The organism is Desulfofundulus sp. (assembly GCF_049701015.1).
Lineage (GTDB): Bacteria > Bacillota > Desulfotomaculia > Desulfotomaculales > Desulfovirgulaceae > Desulfofundulus.
Genome location: NZ_JBNATZ010000029.1, coordinates 1 through 16,443, shown reverse-complemented (window position 1 = coordinate 16,443; position 16,443 = coordinate 1). Strand labels below are relative to the sequence as shown.

Sequence of the window (16,443 nt, the reverse complement as noted above, 5' to 3'; positions counted from 1 at the left end):
GCGGCGTGCGTACCAGGTGGCGGCGGTTCACCAGCTGGTGGCACCCGCGAGGTAAACATTAACATGAAGATGTATTAACCGCGTAATCAGGGGCTTTCAAAAAAATACGAAAAAACGGTTTTGTCCAGATCGTTCACCTTCCAGGGTGAACGATATTTTTTTGTAATCGCTGTGCGAGCACAAGATAGTGCTAGGTGCAGTCATGATTGTCCACAGGCCGGGTGGGGGGAGGCCTCGAATATTTAGGCTGAAAACAGATGATAATTTATGATGCTTGGAAGTGTTTTTACATAACAAATATTCGCAAATGTAACACAGGAGGGTTGCTTGTGAGCCAGGTCAAGGTAATGATCGCTCCCAGCAGGTATGTCCAGGGAGCGGGTGCACTGGCGGAAATCGGTGAGCATGTGAGCAGGCTGGGCAAAAAGGTCTTTGTGACCGGCGGCAAAACTGCTTTTGCCCAGACCAGGGAAAGCATTGAAAAAAGTTGCGGGGAAAAGGGTGTTGCTTGCGTATTTGAGACGTTCCGTGGCGAGTGTTGCGATTCCGAGATTGACCGGTTGAAGGCGGCGGCTGTTTCTGCAGAATGTGACGTGGTGATGGCGGTGGGCGGCGGCAAGGTTATCGATGCCGGCAAGGCCGTAGCCGCTCTAATGAAGGTGCCCGTTGTAATTGTGCCGACCATTGCAGCAACCGATGCCCCATGCAGCGCTTTATCCGTAATTTATACCGAAGAGGGCGTTTTTGACCGTTATTTCATCCTGCCGCAGAATCCCAACCTTGTGCTGGTGGACACTTCAATTATTGCCAGAGCGCCGGTACGTTTCCTGGTATCCGGCATGGGGGACGCGCTGGCAACCTGGTTTGAAGCGGCCTCCTGTGCACAGGCAGCTGCCCAAAACATACCGGGCGGCCGTACGACCACCGCTGCCCTGCGGCTGGCACGGCTGTGCTATGAAATTCTCATCGAGTACGGGGAACAGGCCAGGCTGGCTGTCGAACGCGGGGTGGTGACTCCCGCGGTGGAAAAAATAGTTGAAGCCAACACATTGCTTTCTGGGATTGGTTTTGAGAGCTCAGGCCTGGCCGCCGCTCATGCCATTCACGATGGCCTGACGGTGCTGGAAGAGACTCACCACGCGTACCACGGGGAAAAGGTGTCGTTTGGAACTCTGGCGCACCTGGTGCTGGAGGACCACCCGAGAGAAGAAATCGAGGAAGTGCTTGATTTCTGCATCCGCGTGGGTCTCCCCATTACACTCGCCCAACTGGGGGTAAAAGAACCTTCGCCGGAAAAAATCAAAAAAGTCGCCGAGAAGGTATGTGAACCGGGGATGATGATTCACAACATGCCCTTCCCGGTCACGCCGGATATGGTTTATGATGCCATCCTGGCTGCTGATGCCATTGGCCGGGCTTACCTGCACCGGCACGGCATTACTGTTGAATAACGATCGGGTAAAAACCCCTTCCCGGTCCTAATTCCCACCGGCCCTGGGAACCCCGGGAAGGGGGTTTACCATAAATCAAATAACTACACAAACTATTTAAGGAGGTTGGATTGTTTATGACTGGAGAAGCGTTGGGCATGGTGGAGACGCGGGGACTGGTCCCGGCCATCGAAGCGGCGGACGCCATGGTGAAGGCCGCAAACGTAGTCTTGCTTGGCTACGAAAAGATCGGTTCCGGTCTGGTGACGGTCATGGTCCGGGGCGACGTGGGTGCGGTCAAGGCTGCCACTGATGCAGGTGCGGCTGCGGCCAAGCGGGTTGGAGAAGTAGTGTCCGTGCACGTCATTCCGCGCCCGCACACCGACGTGGAGAAGATTTTGCCTGCAGCAGATAAGAAGTAATTTGGAGGTGACTTAAATGGACGAGCAACTTGTCCAGAAGGTGCTGGAACAGGTGATGAAAAAAGTGGGGGCGGCCAGCAGTGCTGCGGCATCCAGCGTGCCCGCCGGTTCCTCTCCTGTCACCGAGCAGGTTGCAGGAAGGGGGTTGACTTCCCTGCCTACCGAATTTGTCGGTACCGCTATAGGGGATACCATCGGTCTGGTCATTGCCAACGTTGACCCGCTGCTCCACGAGAAGATGGGACTGGACAGCCGTTACCGGTCCATCGGCATCCTGGGCGGCCGTACTGGTGCCGGCCCGCAGATCATGGCGGCGGATGAAGCGGTGAAGGCGACCAATACCGAGGTCGTGGCTGTTGAACTGCCCCGGGATACCAAGGGTGGTGCCGGTCATGGCAGCCTGATCATCTTTGGGGCAGAGGAGGTTTCCGACGCCCGCCGGGCGGTGGAAGTCGCCCTGCAGGAGTTGGAGAGGACTTTTGGTGACGTTTACGCTAATGACGCCGGCCACCTGGAGTTCCAGTACACCGCGCGGGCCAGCCATGCCCTGGAGAAGGCGTTTGGCGCGCCGCTGGGCAAAGCATTCGGCCTGATCGTTGGTGCACCTGCGGCCATCGGCGTGGTCTGCTGCGATACAGCGGTCAAGGCCGCAGAGGTACAGGTGATTGGTTACGCCAGCCCGGCCAAGGGGACAAGTTTTACAAACGAAGCCATCCTTTTCATCTCGGGTGACTCCGGTGCTGTCCGCCAGGCTCTCATTGCCGCCCGGGAAGTCGGGATTGCACTTCTCAGCACCCTGGGAGACAAACCCCAATCCCTGACCAGGCCCTATATTTAACAGCGTGGGAGGTGAGGATTAATGGCTAAACGTTCGAAACGTTTCGAGGTTCTGGCCAACAGGCCGGTCAACCAGGACGGGTTTGTGGCTGAATGGCCGGAAGTGGGCCTGATAGCCATGAACAGTCCTTTCGACCCGAAGCCCAGCCTGAAGATCGAAAACGGCCAGGTTGTGGAAATGGATGGTAAGCGCCGTGAGGATTTCGATATGATCGAACAATTTATTGCTGATTATTTCATCGATGTGAACGTTGCCCCGGAAGTAATGGCCATGGATTCCGCGCAGATTGCCAGGATGGTCGTGGACATCAATGTGCCTCGCGAGGAAATCGCCAGGCTGGCTCAGGGTATGACCCCGGCCAAAGTGGTCGAAGTTCTGGGGCACATGAACATCGTGGAAATCATGATGGGCATGATGAAAATGCGTGCCCGGAAGACACCGGCCAATCAGTGCCACGTCACCAATTTGCGGGACAACCCGGTGCAAATCGCGGCGGACGCAGCAGAAGCCGCCCTGCGGGGGTTTGCCGAGCAGGAAACCACCGTGGGTGTGGTCCGCTACGCTCCTTTCAACGCCCTGGCCCTGCTGGTGGGGTCCCAGACGGGACGTGGCGGTGTGCTCACCCAGTGTGCTCTGGAAGAAGCTACTGAGTTGCAGCTCGGAATGCGCGGCCTTACCTCTTACGCCGAAACTATTTCGGTGTATGGTACGGAACAGGTATTTGTTGACGGTGACGATACTCCGTGGTCCAAAGCGTTCCTGGCCTCGGCTTATGCTTCCCGCGGCCTGAAGATGCGCTTTACGTCCGGTACCGGTTCGGAGGTGCAGATGGGCTACGCTGAGGGTAAGTCCATGCTCTACCTGGAAGCCCGCTGCGTAATGCTCACCAAGGGTGCTGGCGTGCAGGGACTGCAAAACGGGTCCATCAGCTGCATTGGCGTGCCGGGTGCCGTACCGACGGGTATCCGTGCGGTGGCGGCTGAGAACCTGATAACCATGATGCTGGACCTGGAAGTGGCTTCCGGTAACGACCAGACTTTTTCCCATTCGGATATACGGCGGACTGCCCGCATGCTGCCGCAATTCGCAGCAGGCACGGACTTCATCTTCTCCGGTTACAGTGCAGTACCCAACTACGACAACATGTTTGCAGGGTCCAACTTTGATATTGAAGATATGGACGACTACCTGCTCCTGCAGCGGGACCTGATGGTGGACGGCGGGGTGCGACCGGTCAGCGAGGAGGAAGTTGTGGCCGTACGCAACCGGGCGGCCAGGGCGCTGCAGGCGGTGTTCAAGGAGCTGGGTCTGCCCGAAATCACCGACGAAGAAGTTGAAGCCGCGACTTACGCGCACGGTTCCGAAGATATGCCGCCCCGCAAGGTGCCGGAAGACCTTAAGGCTGCTCAGGATATGATAGCGCGCGGCGTAACCGGGCTGGATGTGGTTAAAGCCCTGGCCAAGCACGGCTTTGAAGATATCGCGCAAAATATACTCAACATGCTCAAGCAAAGGGTATCCGGTGACTACCTGCATACCTCCGCAATTCTGGACCATAATTTCCATGTCATCTCCGCAGTAAACGACCTTAACGACTACCGGGGTCCGGGAACCGGTTACCGTTTGAGCAAGGAGCGCTGGGAGGAAATTAAGAATATTGCCCAGGCTCTGCGGCCCGAAGATATGGAAATCTAGGGGAGGTGAAAGGGAATGGTGGACAACGCCCTGATTGAGAAGATCGTGGAGCAGGTAATACAGGAAATGTCACGCTTGCAGAGCAGCGGGTATGCGGAGAAGGTGGACAGGGCTCCAGCTGCTCCAGTGACAGGGCAAGGGCAGGGGCTGGTCCTGACGGAGAAGGGGGAAGCACGGCCCGGCACTGACCGCAGTGAAGTGGTAATCGGCCTTGCCCCCGCATTTGGCGATAAATTCACCAGGACTATTATCGGCCTGCCTCATGCGGATGTTTTGCGTGAAATCATGGCCGGTATTGAAGAAGAGGGCTGCCGCGCCCGTGTGATAAGAGTCAGGAAGACATCGGACGTGGCCTTCGTAGCTCATGAGGCGGCCAAACTTTCGGGTTCCGGTATCGGTATCGGAATTCAATCCCGCGGCACGACAGTGATTCACCAGAAGGACCTTCCTCCTTTAAGCAACCTGGAACTGTTTCCGCAGTCACCTCTCCTGGACCTGGAAACGTACAGGGCTATCGGGCGGAACGCGGCCCGTTACGCCAAGGGTGAAAACCCGGATCCGGTGCCGGTCCGCAACGATCAAATGGCCCGGCCCAAGTACCAGGCCCGGGCGGCAGTTATGCACATCAAAGAAACACAGTTTGTGGTGCCCGGAGCCAGTTCTACAGAACTGGAACCCCGGTTTTATTAAGGAGGAGGTGCCGGGATGGATGCGCGTTATATAGAGCAACTGGTGCGTGAGGTTCTCAAGCAGATGGGCAACGTGGCCGGCGGGGAAAACACGCCGGCGGAGGAAGCTGGCACTCAGGCGGGGAAAACCGGGTGTGACCTGGACCCCGGGAAGGATTACCCGCTGGCAGAAAAGCGCCCTGAATTGATACGTACGGCCACAGGCAAAAAGTTGCAAGATCTAACCATTGAAAACGTCTTGAACGGCAAAATTACACCCCAGGACGTGCGGATCACGGCAGACGCTCTGCTCATGCAGGCCCGGATTGCTGAAGCCTGCGGCCGCAAGCAGCTTGCTCAAAATTTCCGGCGGGCTGCAGAGTTGACCGGGGTGCCCGACGAACGCATCCTGGAGATTTACAACGCTTTGAGGCCGTACAGGTCGACCAAGGCTGAGCTCCTGGCCATCGCCGACGAACTGGAGCACAAGTACGGTGCCAGGATCAATGCAGCTTTTGTGCGGGAAGCGGCCGATGTCTACGAGCGCCGCGGGCGGCTGCGGAGTGCATAAAAAGGACGAAGGAGCCTTGCGCAATGACGATCATTGCAGGGGTCGATATCGGTAACAATTCAACAGAAGTAGCTCTGGCTGAGGTAGAGGCGGGCGGACGGGTCAGTTTCCTGGCCAGTTCGCTCGTTCCCACTACCGGTATCAAGGGGACAGTAGATAACGTCCCCGGTGTGAAGCGGGCCCTGGAAGAAGCTGTCGCCCGGGCCGGCTGCCGCCTGCGCGATATTTCTTTGTTGCGCTTGAATGAGGCAACGCCCGTAATCGCGGATGTGGCCATGGAGGCTATTACCGAGACGGTAATTACGGAATCAACCATGATCGGGCACAACCCGGCCACTCCGGGCGGCACCGGTTTGGGAGTGGGTACGACAGTTCCTGTGGATCAGTTGCCGTCCTGCGCCCCGGGTGACCGTGTGGTAGCTGTGGTCCCGGCCAGTATTACCTATGATACTGCCGCCCGCCTGATCAACCAGGCGCTGGATAAAGGTGTTGATGTGCAGGGGGCTATTGCCCAGCGGGATGACGGGGTGCTCATTTATAACAGGGTTAAAAAGCCCATGCCGGTGGTCGACGAGGTGCAATATCTCGAGCGGGTCCCGCTTTCCATGCGTGCGGCGGTGGAAGTGGCCCCGCCCGGCGGCGTGATTCAAACCTTGTCAAACCCTTATGGTATCGCCACGGTATTCGAGCTCACGCCCGAAGAAACCCGGAATGTGGTGCCCGTAGCCCGGGCACTCATCGGTAATCGTTCTGCGGTGGTGATTAAAACGCCTGCCGGAGACGTCAGGGAGCGCCGCATCCCGGCCGGCCGTGTGATCCTGGAAGGAGAGAAGGGCCGGGCGGAGGTGGACCTGGAGGAGGGGGCCGGACAGATCATGGCCGCTCTGGACCGGGTGGCCCCACTCGTGGATGCCAGCGGTACTCCGGGCACCAACGTGGGTGGCATGCTGGAGAAAGTCCGGCAGGTGATGGCTGATTTAAGCGGCCAGTCCAGGGATGAAGTCCGGATCAGGGATATTCTCGCTGTCGACACGCTGGTTCCCCAGAAGGTGGTTGGCGGGCTGGCCGGGGAGTTTTCCAATGAAAATGCAGTGGCCCTGGCGGCCATGGTCAGGACCAGCCGGTTTCCCATGGAAGAGATTGCCCGCCGGTTGGAAGCGGAGCTGGGCTTCCGGGTTGAGGTTGGCGGAGTGGAGGCCCAGATGGCCATCCTCGGTGCCCTGACCACTCCGGGGGTCGACCGCCCGGTAGCCATTCTGGACCTGGGCGGTGGTTCCACTGATGCAGCCTTTATCAATCAGGAAGGCAAATTGAGTTTTGTGCACCTGGCGGGAGCCGGTGAACTGGTAACCATGCTCATTGCTTCTGAGTTGGGGTTGGAAGACCGCCACCTGGCAGAGGAAATCAAGCGCTACCCGCTGGCGAAAGTGGAAAGTCTGTTCCACATCCGTATGGAAGATGGAACTGTTGTCTTTTACGACCAGGCTCTGGACCCCGGTGTTTTTGGCCGGGTCGTGGTGGTTAAAGAAGGGGGCGAGCTGGTTCCCGTCCCTGTGAGTGAATCAGTCGAGAAGATCCGTGCGGTGCGCCGGTCGGCCAAGGAGAAAGTTTTTGTAACCAATGCTTTTAGAGCTCTGAGCCAGGTGGCCCCGGGGCAAAACATAAGGCTTATCGATTTTGTGGTTCTTGTGGGCGGGTCTGCCCTGGACTTTGAAGTACCGCACCTCATATCCGATGCGCTGGCCCATTATGGTGTGGTTACGGGGCGGGCCAACATCCGGGGTACCGAAGGGCCTCGTAACGCGGTGGCCACGGGCCTGGTTCTATCTGCAGTTGATGGTCGGGTTGGGGGTGCACGCAGGTGAGTTCTGTTTACGCCAGGTGGACGGGTGAACGCCCGGCGGTGGTCTTGATGTGTCCCGGCCGGAACGTTTCCGAGGCCCTGAAGCGGGAGATATTGCTGGGGTTGGAGGAAGAAGGTGTGCCGGTGGTGGTGCAGGAGGGAAACGGGGATGCTGAAGAACTGGGCCACCAGGCAGCTCGTATTTCCCCGCTCGAAGTAGGTATTGGTCTGGACAGCCAGGGTAAGGCCGTAATTCACCACCGCAAGCTCCGCCGGCACCAGCCCGTGTTCACCGTCCATCTCAATTTAAGGCCGGAAGTGGCACGGATAGTGGGCACAAATGCAGCGCGGCTGGTAAAAGTGGTGCCCTTCAAAACCATGTAAGCCATTGTTTTAATCAGGAGGAGGTGACCGGAAATTGGCCACCCAGGCTTTAGGCCTTATTGAAACGGTAGGACTGGTAGCGGCTGTGGAGGCTGCCGATGCCATGGCTAAAGCCGCTAATGTGGAGATGGTCGGTTACGAACTGACACAGGGCGGCGGAATGGTGGTGGTTAAGATTCGTGGGGACGTGGGAGCGGTAAAGGCTGCTGTCAGTGCTGGTGTAGCTGCTGCTTCGCGGGTGGGTAAGGTTGTGTCTTCCCATGTCATTCCACGTCCCCATCAAGAAGTGGAACCTGTGATCAACAGCCCTGCAACCAGAGGTGCCGGCCGCGTCGGACCCGGGCCGGCTTCCCGGGAAGGGTCGGACGCCGGTGCTCCGGACACCGCGGGAGGGGGAGAAGGGGCACCGGAGGCGGCGGAATTGGAGCCCGTTACTGAAAATCCGGAGCCTGAAGAAAAAAAAACGAGCAACCCCGGTTCTGGAAACAGGGAAAGCCGGGGCGGACGCGAACGGCGCCGCAGGCACTGAAACATGAAACCCTTTCGGTGCTGCGCCTTGCTCCCTGTCCGGGTGGAAAGCACACCTCTTCCGCCTGCCTTACGGTACCGGAAAAAACCGATATAAAACTGGTCAAGGGTCGCCGGTACTCCCGGAACAGGAAAAAATACAGGTAGGTGAAGCAGCTTGGAACTGAAACAATCAACGGCGGTGCTGCCGCAGGAAATTCCCGGAGATGTAATTCACGCCCTGGTGCGGGCGGTAGTGGCGCAGGTCCAGCGCCGGCAGGCGGCGGAACGCGAAATCCTGCGGGTGCCGGTGGGAGTATCAGCGCGTCACGTCCATCTGGCACCGGAGCATGTCGAGGCGCTTTTCGGCCCCGGGTATAGCCTGACTCCCATCAGGGAACTCCAACCCGGCCAGTACGCTGCGAAGGAATGTGTAACAGTTGTCGGGCCGCGGGGCGTGCTTCAAAACGTCCGTGTCCTGGGTCCACCGAGGGGACAAACACAGGTGGAAATCTCCCGTACCGATTCTTACCTTCTGGGGATTGACCCTCCGGTCCGGGATTCGGGCGACCTCTCCGGAACACCCGGGGCGGTTCTGGTTGGTCCCAGGGGGGCCATCAACCTGGAGGAGGGTGTCATACTGGCCTGGCGTCACATACACATGCCTGCCGATGTAGCTGAACGCTGGGGGCTCAAAGACAGGGAACTGGTACGGGTGCGTACGGAAGGGCTGCGAAGGGTAGTTTTCGACCGGGTACTGGTACGTGTATCACCCGCATACCGCCTTGAAATCCATATCGATACCGATGAAGCCAACGCGGCCGGTCTTAAAAACGGGGATCACGTACAGGTGATCATCGATGATTAAGGGACAGCTTGAGCGGGCGAATGAATTAATCGCCACCTTCAAGTCCCGTATGGATGAACCGCTCAAAGCCTGGCAGGGGCGTCTGCGTGTGGGTGTCGACCTCGGCACTGCCAATGTTGTGGTGGCGGTGGTGGACGAAACCGGCCAGCCGGTGGCCGGCGCACTGAAACCGGCACAGGTGGTGCGGGATGGCCTGGTGGTGGACTATGTAGGTGCCGTAAATATTGTGCGGCGTCTCGTGGAGAACCTGCGCTCAACGCTGGGCACGGAATTGTTGACAGCGGCCACTGCTGTACCGCCGGGTACCGGAGACAGGGACTCGAGAGCTACCCGGTACGTGGTTGAAAGTGCGGAACTTCAGGTTGTGAATGTAGTCGATGAACCCACTGCAGCATCCGCGGTGCTGGGGGTACGGGATGGAGCCGTGGTGGATGTGGGCGGCGGTACGACGGGCATTTCCATCCTTAAGGAAGGTGAAGTGGTATATACCGCCGATGAGCCGACCGGCGGCACCCACTTTACCCTGGTGATCAGCGGGCATTATGGGCTGCCTTTCAGTGAAGCTGAAGCTATGAAGCTGGATCCCGGCAGGCAGCCGGAGCTCCTCCCGCTGGTCCGCCCGGTGATGGAGAAAGTGGCAGCTATTGTGCGGCGCCACCTCGAGGGGTGGGATGTACCCACTGTCTACCTGGTCGGCGGTGCCTTTTCGTTCCATGGATTTGTTGACGTGATGCAACGCCAGCTGGATGTCCCCGTGCTGTGCCCGGCGGAACCTCTGCTGGTGACCCCCCTGGGGATTGCCCTTTGTTGCCCGGCTGGCTAAGGGAGGCGAGAACAGGTGACCGGTGAAGAGCTGGTGAATCGTATAGTGGAAGAGGTGTTACGCCGCCTGAACGGGGGACAGGTTCCTGCATCACCCCCGCCCGGGCACAGCAGGATACTGGTTGTGGTTACAGGTGGGACCATCGGTGCGCGGGCTGCTCTGGAGGAACTTGCGCGCCTGAAGAGGGAGCGAGGGGTGGGGCTGGAGTACTTCATCCTTTTCTCCCGGTCGGCGGCGGCTATTCATGACCCCGGGAAGTGGAGGCAGGAACTGCAGGCTGTTGACGTTTTGGTTGAGGGCGAAAGCAGTCGTGGCAGGCATACAGAGCTTCTCAAGCTTTGTGACCTGGTGGTGGTACCCGTACTCACACGGACCACTGCAGCGCGTCTGGCTTCGCTGTTGCTGGACTCGGCGGCAGCGGAGGTGCTGGTGGATGCCTTGATGCGCGGGCTGCCGGTGATAGCGGCCAGTGATGCGGCAGACCCCGCCAGCGAGGGTTTTGCCCGCCTGGGGATGAACCGGGGCCGCCCGCCACTGGTCCAGGCCATGAAAGATAATCTGGAGAAAATTGCGGCTTTCGGGGTGATTCTGGTACCGGCCCGGGAACTGGGTGGTGCTGTGGCGGAAATGACCGGGAGGCGGGTTCAAATTGGAACAGCTCCACAGTCGTCACGGGCTAAGAACCTGCCGGAGAGCCCCTACCAGTTACCCGCCGTTTTGTCCAGCGTGCCGGCAGTCGAGCAGCGTTCCGGCCGGCGCATGGTTATCACGCGCACGGAGCTGGGTGCCCTGGTAAACAAGAACGGGGTGGTCAGGGTTCCCAGGGGGGCACTGGTTACGCCACTGGCCTGGGATACAATCCGGGATGCCGGCTGGCGGGTGGAAGAAGTGTGATCCTGTTCCATGACCCCGGGACTGGATTTAAAGAGAGGCAGGTGAGCAAGTGATGATTTTGGGACGGGTGATTGGTACGGTGGTTTCCACGCGGAAGGACGAACGGTTGACCGGCTTCAAGCTTCTGGTGGTCGAAACGCTGCAGCCCGGTAAAAAAACAGAGGTGGAGGAATTTGTAGCTGTGGATACCGTGGGCGCTGGAGTTGGGGAAACGGTCCTGGTAGTCATGGGATCACCTGCCTCGCGGACAGTGAACGGTGCTGACACGCTGGTACCGGTGGATGCTGCCATTATTGGTATTGTTGATACCGTGGAAATGGCCAGCCGGTGAGAAATGGTATAAGTGGGTGGTCGGACAGTGAAGAAAAATCGTACACCCGGGGTATATACCCGGACCGGCGACAGGGGAGAAACATCCCTTCTGGGAGGAATACGGGTGGGCAAGGACAGCCTGAGGGTCAGCGCTTATGGTACGGTGGATGAAGCAGGGGCGGCGCTGGCTCTGGGACGTTCGCTGGCCTGCTGTGCGTGGGTTCAGGAGGTTGCCGCCAGGGTACAAAAAGAACTCTTTGTGGTTTGTTCGGAGCTGGCCCGCCCGGAAGTGTCCGCGGTGGGGGCCCGCGTGGAAGATGAGATGATCAGCCGCCTGGAGGAGGACATAAACGAAGGACTTGATCGTATTCCAGCTTTGCGCGGGTTTGCGGTTTCCGGACATGTCCCTGCCGAGGCGGCCTTTGACCTGGCCCGGACTGTTACCCGGAGGGCGGAACGGCTGGTAGTGCGGCTTTCCAGGCGGGAGGTCGTGAGGGAAGAGGTAATCAGGTATTTAAATCGCCTTTCAGATCTGTTGTTTGTCCTGGCGAGAGTGGAGGCACACGAGCACCTGGTCAAGGTGGTTATGACCAGAGTCCTGGAAAAAACAAGAGGGGGTGGTAACGTGAAAGAAACGATTACTCTTGACATAGCCCGCCAGATCGCTGCGGCAGCAGAAGAAAAAGCTCACCGGATTGGGGTTCCCATGGTGATCGTGGTGGCTGATGGTGCAGGCAACCCTGTGCTGCTGGAGCGCATGCACGGCGCCCTGCTGGCCAGTCTGGATATTGCTGCAGGTAAAGCATATACGGCGGTGGCCTTGAAGATGGAAACGGAAAAGCTTTCTGTGCTGGCTGCCCCCGGCGGGCCGCTGTACGGCATCAATACCACCAACGGAGGCAGGATTGTTCCTTTTGGTGGGGGCATCCCGCTTTACCAGGAAAACAACATTGTGGGGGCTATCGGTATCAGTGGCGGGAGCGTTGAGCAGGATATAGAAGTGGCCCGGGCCGGGGTCGAGAAGTGGAATCAGCTCCAGGGCCAGTAGGGTCTAACGGGTTCCGGCCAGCTGGGGAAGACATGACAGGGAGGTTTTAAGATGCAGGTAGCACAGGCTGAGATATACGCCATCGTAGAAAAGATTCTGGAAAAGTTGAACCAGCAAGAAGAAGGTATGCAGGGCGCCTTCTCCAGTTTGGATGATGCGGTGGAGGCTGCCAGACGGGCGCAGGAAAAACTGGCTCTGATGGACCTCACCCGGCGGGAAGAACTGGTGCGGGCCATGCGAGAGGCGGCGCTGGCCAATGTCCGGCTGCTGGCTGAAATGGCTGTCCAGGAGACCGGAAGGGGCCGCGTAGAGGACAAAATTGTGAAGAACACCCTGGCAGCGCAGAAAACGCCCGGTACTGAAGATTTAAAGCCCACGGCTTATACCGGTGATTACGGGCTGACACTTGTCGAGATGGCTCCTGTGGGTGTAATTGGTGCCATTACCCCGGTGACAAACCCGGCGGCTACCATTATCAATAACAGTATCGGGATGGTTGCTGCCGGTAATGCGGTGGTTTTCTCGCCTCATCCTTCAGCCGAGAAGACTTCACTCAAGACCATCGAGATTCTTCATGAAGCCATCATACGTGCCGGCGGTCCTTCCGGGCTGGTTGTGGGCCTGAGCGACCCGTCTGTGGAAAAAGCCACTCAGTTGATGCGCCATCCGGGCATCAACATGCTGGTCGTAACCGGTGGTTCCGGTGTCGTTAAAGCGGCCTTGAGTTCCGGTAAGAAGGCTATCGGGGCCGGTGCAGGCAACCCGCCGGTGCTGGTAGACCATACGGCCGATATAGACAGGGCTGCGCGCGACATTGTCATGGGGGCCAGTTTTGACAACAACATGCCCTGCATCTGCGAGAAAGCGCTGATTGTGGTTGATGAAGTCGCTGATGACCTCATCCGCCGGATGCAGAGAGAAGGGGCCATTCTGGTCAAGGGAAGTGAAGCAGATGCCCTGACCAGGCTGGCTTTTCAAAAGGACGGGAATGGTCATGTAGTGCTCAACCGGGACCTGGTGGGCAAAGATGCTTCTTATATCCTGAAGCAGATCGGCGTTCATATGGGTCGTGATACGCGTCTGGTCATCATGGAAACGGACGCTGACCATCCGTTTGTAACCCATGAGCAGATGATGCCCGTACTCCCGGTCGTCCGGGTGCGTGACGTTGAAGAGGGGATTCAGCTCGCTGTGCGGGTGGAGGGCAACAACCGGCACACAGCAATCATGCATTCCAAACATATTGACTATATGACAGAATTTGCCCGGGCAGTCAAGACCACCATCTTTGTGAAAAATGCACCGTGCTATGCCGGGATCGGTGCCGGTGGCGAGGGTTACTGTACTTTTACCATTGCCGGTCCCACGGGAGAAGGCCTCACTTCAGCCAGGAGCTTTACCCGTCAACGCCGCTGTGTGCTGGTGGATGGCTTCCGGATTATTTAAAAAACGGGTGGGTTGACCAGTGATTGGGTGGAGCAGAGAAGAAATAGTAAACCGGTTACGGCAGTGCGGTGTGGTGGGGGCGGGAGGTGCGGGATTTCCCGCCTATATGAAGGCCTCCAGCCGTGCGGAGTGGGTAATTGCCAATGCTGCCGAGTGCGAGCCTCTCCTGCGGGGTAACCAGGAATTGCTCCGGCAGGCTGCACGCGAAGTGGTTGGCGGGCTCAAGATCATGATGCGTGCAACGGGTGCTGCCAGGGCCACTATAGGGATTAAAGCCAAGTACAAGGCCGCCGCGGGCGCCCTGCGGGAGGCGCTGGCTGACGAGCCTGAGGCAGCTGTGGAACTGCACTTCCTGGAGGATTTTTACCCTGCCGGTGACGAGCACGTGCTGGTGTATGAAGTTACCGGGCGTGTCATCCCTCCGGGAGGGATCCCCATCCAGGTTGGTGTGGTGGTCAACAACGTTGAGACGCTGTTCAATGTGCACCGGGCTATGGAAGGCCGGCCTGTAATTGAAAAAATAGTAACCGTGACCGGTGCGGTGCAAAAGCCGGTGACCCTTCGTGTCCCGGTTGGGACGCCCGTCAGGGACCTGCTGGACCTTGCCGGCGGGCCGGTCATAAAAAGATTCGCAATTATTGAAGGGGGCCCGATGATGGGCCGCCTGGTGGACCTGGATGCTGTAGTTACGAGGACCACCGGCGGGCTTATCATCCTGCCGGCCGATCACCCCCTGGTTTCAAGCAAACAGGTGGATATCGATGTGGACCTGCGGCGGACGCGGGGCATGTGCTGCCACTGCGGTTACTGTACGGAACTCTGCCCCCGTTATCTGCTGGGCCACGGCCTGCGGCCGGACCGCAATATGGCCGGCCTGGCCTATGCAACCGGTGAGCTGGTGGCCGGGGGAGCTCCGTGGCTTTGTTCTGAGTGCGGCCTGTGTGAAGTTTTCGCCTGTCCCATGGGACTCAGTCCCAGGCGGGTGAATGCATGGTTGAAGCGCCAGATGTCCCGCAGCGGATTCAAGCCGCCGGCCGGTGAATTGCGTGGTTTGCATCCCCAGCGGTCATATCGCCGCGTACCAACGGCACGCCTGGTAAACCGGCTGGGGCTGTCTCGTTACGATCTCCCGGCACCCCTTCAGGAGGAAAGTGTACGTCCGCAAACGGTACGGTTGATGCTCAAACAGCACATAGGAGCGCCAGCAGAACCGGTTGTCAAACCCGGGGAACGGGTGGTAGCCGGCCAGGTGGTGGCCGAGGTGCCTGACAATGTTCTGGGAGTGCCGGTTCATGCCAGTATCGATGGTCGCGTTGCGCAGGTTTCTGCAGATGCGGTGGTAATCGAGGCAGAAAGGGTGGGTGATGGCGGTTGATGAATGCCCTGGGTATGGTGGAGTGGCGCGGTATTGCCCGCGGTATAGCAGCTACGGACGCGCTGCTCAAGTCTTCACCGGTCGAACTGGTGCTGGCCACTCCCGTTTGTCCGGGTAAGTTTGTGGCCATGGTCAGCGGGGAAGTAGGGGCCGTGCGAAACGCTGTGCGCACGGCGGTGGATTTTGACTCTGAAAATGTGGTGGATTCCCTTGTGCTGGGTACGGTGCATCCATCGGTGGTTCCGGCCCTGACAGGGACGTCGGCGGTTCCTGCCGCGAGGGGGTCGCTGGGAGTTATTGAGACCTTTGCCTGTGCGGCTGCCATCAAAGCAGGGGATGCCGCCGCTAAAGGCGGGCAGGTACAATTGCTGGAGATCCGCCTGGCGCGGGGCCTGGGCGGTAAATCCCTGGTTCTCCTCCAGGGTGAGGTCGCAGCAGTGCAGGCGGCGGTGGGACGTGCCGTCGCTGCCGTTGAAAACGGTCTGATCGTGGGTGTGGAGGTAATTTCCAGCCTGCACAGGGCCCTTTGGGAAAGGCTGTTTTAACAGGCAGAAAGGAAGAAGCTTTATGACGGAGCAGAACAACGGAGAAAAGATTCTCGTTATCAATCCCGGTTCCACCTCGACCAAAATAGCTTTTTTTGTGGGGGACGAAAAACGGTGGGTCGAAAATATCGCCCACCCGGCGGACGAGCTGGCGGTTTTCCCACGCGTTGTTGACCAGCTTGACTTCCGGCTCGAGGCATTGCGCCGGGAATTGCAGCATAAAGGGCTGCACGTGGAAGAGTTAACCGCCATTGCAGCAAGGGGCGGCTTGTTGAAGCCCATCCCCGGTGGTGTTTATGCGGTTGACCGGGCCATGCTTGAGGAGCTGCGTGAAGAACGTTACGGCAGGCATGCCTCCAACCTGGGTGCCCTCCTGGCCTATGAGCTGGGTTCTCCATATAACGTCCCTTCATATATCGTCGACCCCATCTGCGTGGATGAACTCGAGCCGGTGGCCCGGATTTCCGGCTTGCCCCAGATCCAGCGGCGGAGCGTCTTTCACGCCTTGAACCAGAAGCGTCAGGCCAGGCGTGCGGCAGCAGAACTGGGCAAGAAATACGAGGAAGTGAATCTGATTGTAGCACACCTGGGCGGTGGCATAACCGTCGGTGCTCACCGCCGGGGCCGGGTGGTGGACGTAAGCAACGGGGTGGACGGAGAAGGGCCTTTTACTCCCGAGCGCAGCGGTTCACTGCCGGCGGCGGAGGTGGCGCGCCTGGCTTTTAGCGGCCGCTACACCCGGGAGGAACTTCTTCGCCTGATCAACGGGCGGGG

The 16,443-nt window shown here is 58.8% G+C and carries 17 protein-coding genes and 1 pseudogene; all 18 read left to right on the top strand.

The features are described from left to right. Nucleotides 1-347 precede the first annotated feature (347 nt). The gene (locus ACPLUI_RS03290) at nucleotides 348-1,451 is read left to right on the top strand and encodes a glycerol dehydrogenase (protein WP_424658850.1); all 1,104 of its coding nucleotides are present in this window, start codon (nucleotides 348-350) and stop codon (nucleotides 1,449-1,451) included. 116 nt (nucleotides 1,452-1,567) lie between these two features. Further along, entirely contained in the window at nucleotides 1,568-1,852 is a 285-nt protein-coding gene (eutM, locus tag ACPLUI_RS03285) for an ethanolamine utilization microcompartment protein EutM (RefSeq protein ID WP_424658847.1), read from the top strand. A 16-nt stretch (nucleotides 1,853-1,868) separates the two neighbouring features. After that, the gene (gene pduB, locus ACPLUI_RS03280; protein ID WP_424658846.1) at nucleotides 1,869-2,690 is read left to right on the top strand and encodes a propanediol utilization microcompartment protein PduB; all 822 of its coding nucleotides are present in this window, start codon (nucleotides 1,869-1,871) and stop codon (nucleotides 2,688-2,690) included. 21 nt (nucleotides 2,691-2,711) lie between these two features. After that, nucleotides 2,712-4,385, top strand: a complete 1,674-nt coding sequence (locus ACPLUI_RS03275; RefSeq protein WP_424658845.1) for a propanediol/glycerol family dehydratase large subunit — start codon at nucleotides 2,712-2,714, stop codon at nucleotides 4,383-4,385. 15 nt (nucleotides 4,386-4,400) lie between these two features. Continuing rightward, a complete protein-coding gene (locus ACPLUI_RS03270) occupies nucleotides 4,401-5,075 on the top strand; it encodes a propanediol/glycerol family dehydratase medium subunit (RefSeq protein ID WP_424658844.1) in 675 nt (224 codons plus the stop codon). 15 nt (nucleotides 5,076-5,090) lie between these two features. Next, nucleotides 5,091-5,624 (top strand): diol dehydratase small subunit, encoded by a 534-nt coding sequence (locus ACPLUI_RS03265; RefSeq protein ID WP_424658843.1) that lies wholly within the window; start codon nucleotides 5,091-5,093, stop codon nucleotides 5,622-5,624. A gap of 23 nt (nucleotides 5,625-5,647) precedes the next feature. After that, nucleotides 5,648-7,489, top strand: a complete 1,842-nt coding sequence (locus ACPLUI_RS03260) for a diol dehydratase reactivase subunit alpha (protein WP_424658842.1) — start codon at nucleotides 5,648-5,650, stop codon at nucleotides 7,487-7,489. Next, nucleotides 7,486-7,851 carry a glycerol dehydratase reactivase beta/small subunit family protein gene (locus ACPLUI_RS03255; RefSeq protein WP_424658841.1) on the top strand — a complete coding sequence of 122 codons (366 nt, stop codon included), beginning with the start codon at nucleotides 7,486-7,488 and terminating at the stop codon, nucleotides 7,849-7,851. Before ACPLUI_RS03260 ends, ACPLUI_RS03255 begins: the two co-directional genes overlap by 4 nt. Nucleotides 7,852-7,885: 34 nt before the next feature. Next, nucleotides 7,886-8,152, top strand: a pseudogene (locus ACPLUI_RS03250) (BMC domain-containing protein); the annotation flags it as partial. Between the two features lie 462 nt (nucleotides 8,153-8,614). Next, on the top strand, nucleotides 8,615-9,226 hold the full coding sequence (gene pduL, locus ACPLUI_RS03245; RefSeq protein WP_424658849.1) for a phosphate propanoyltransferase: 612 nt from the start codon (nucleotides 8,615-8,617) through the stop codon (nucleotides 9,224-9,226). Next, nucleotides 9,219-10,049 (top strand): ethanolamine utilization protein EutJ, encoded by an 831-nt coding sequence (eutJ, locus tag ACPLUI_RS03240; protein ID WP_424658840.1) that lies wholly within the window; start codon nucleotides 9,219-9,221, stop codon nucleotides 10,047-10,049. Before pduL ends, eutJ begins: the two co-directional genes overlap by 8 nt. 15 nt (nucleotides 10,050-10,064) lie before the next feature. Continuing rightward, nucleotides 10,065-10,943 carry a hypothetical protein gene (locus tag ACPLUI_RS03235; RefSeq protein ID WP_424658839.1) on the top strand — a complete coding sequence of 293 codons (879 nt, stop codon included), beginning with the start codon at nucleotides 10,065-10,067 and terminating at the stop codon, nucleotides 10,941-10,943. A 52-nt stretch (nucleotides 10,944-10,995) separates the two neighbouring features. Then, nucleotides 10,996-11,274: a EutN/CcmL family microcompartment protein gene (locus ACPLUI_RS03230; RefSeq protein ID WP_424658848.1), complete on the top strand. Its 279-nt coding sequence runs from the start codon at nucleotides 10,996-10,998 to the stop codon at nucleotides 11,272-11,274. 27 nt (nucleotides 11,275-11,301) lie between these two features. Further along, entirely contained in the window at nucleotides 11,302-12,303 is a 1,002-nt protein-coding gene (locus ACPLUI_RS03225) for a cob(I)yrinic acid a,c-diamide adenosyltransferase (protein WP_424658838.1), read from the top strand. 51 nt (nucleotides 12,304-12,354) lie between these two features. Beyond that, on the top strand, nucleotides 12,355-13,749 hold the full coding sequence (locus ACPLUI_RS03220; RefSeq protein ID WP_424658837.1) for an aldehyde dehydrogenase family protein: 1,395 nt from the start codon (nucleotides 12,355-12,357) through the stop codon (nucleotides 13,747-13,749). A gap of 19 nt (nucleotides 13,750-13,768) precedes the next feature. After that, nucleotides 13,769-15,124, top strand: a complete 1,356-nt coding sequence (locus ACPLUI_RS03215) for a 4Fe-4S dicluster domain-containing protein (protein WP_424658836.1) — start codon at nucleotides 13,769-13,771, stop codon at nucleotides 15,122-15,124. Beyond that, entirely contained in the window at nucleotides 15,124-15,669 is a 546-nt protein-coding gene (locus ACPLUI_RS03210; RefSeq protein ID WP_424658835.1) for a BMC domain-containing protein, read from the top strand. Before ACPLUI_RS03215 ends, ACPLUI_RS03210 begins: the two co-directional genes overlap by 1 nt. A 22-nt stretch (nucleotides 15,670-15,691) precedes the next feature. Continuing rightward, nucleotides 15,692-16,443 (top strand): butyrate kinase (buk, locus tag ACPLUI_RS03205; protein WP_424658834.1); only part of this gene is annotated, 752 nt, incomplete at its 3' end.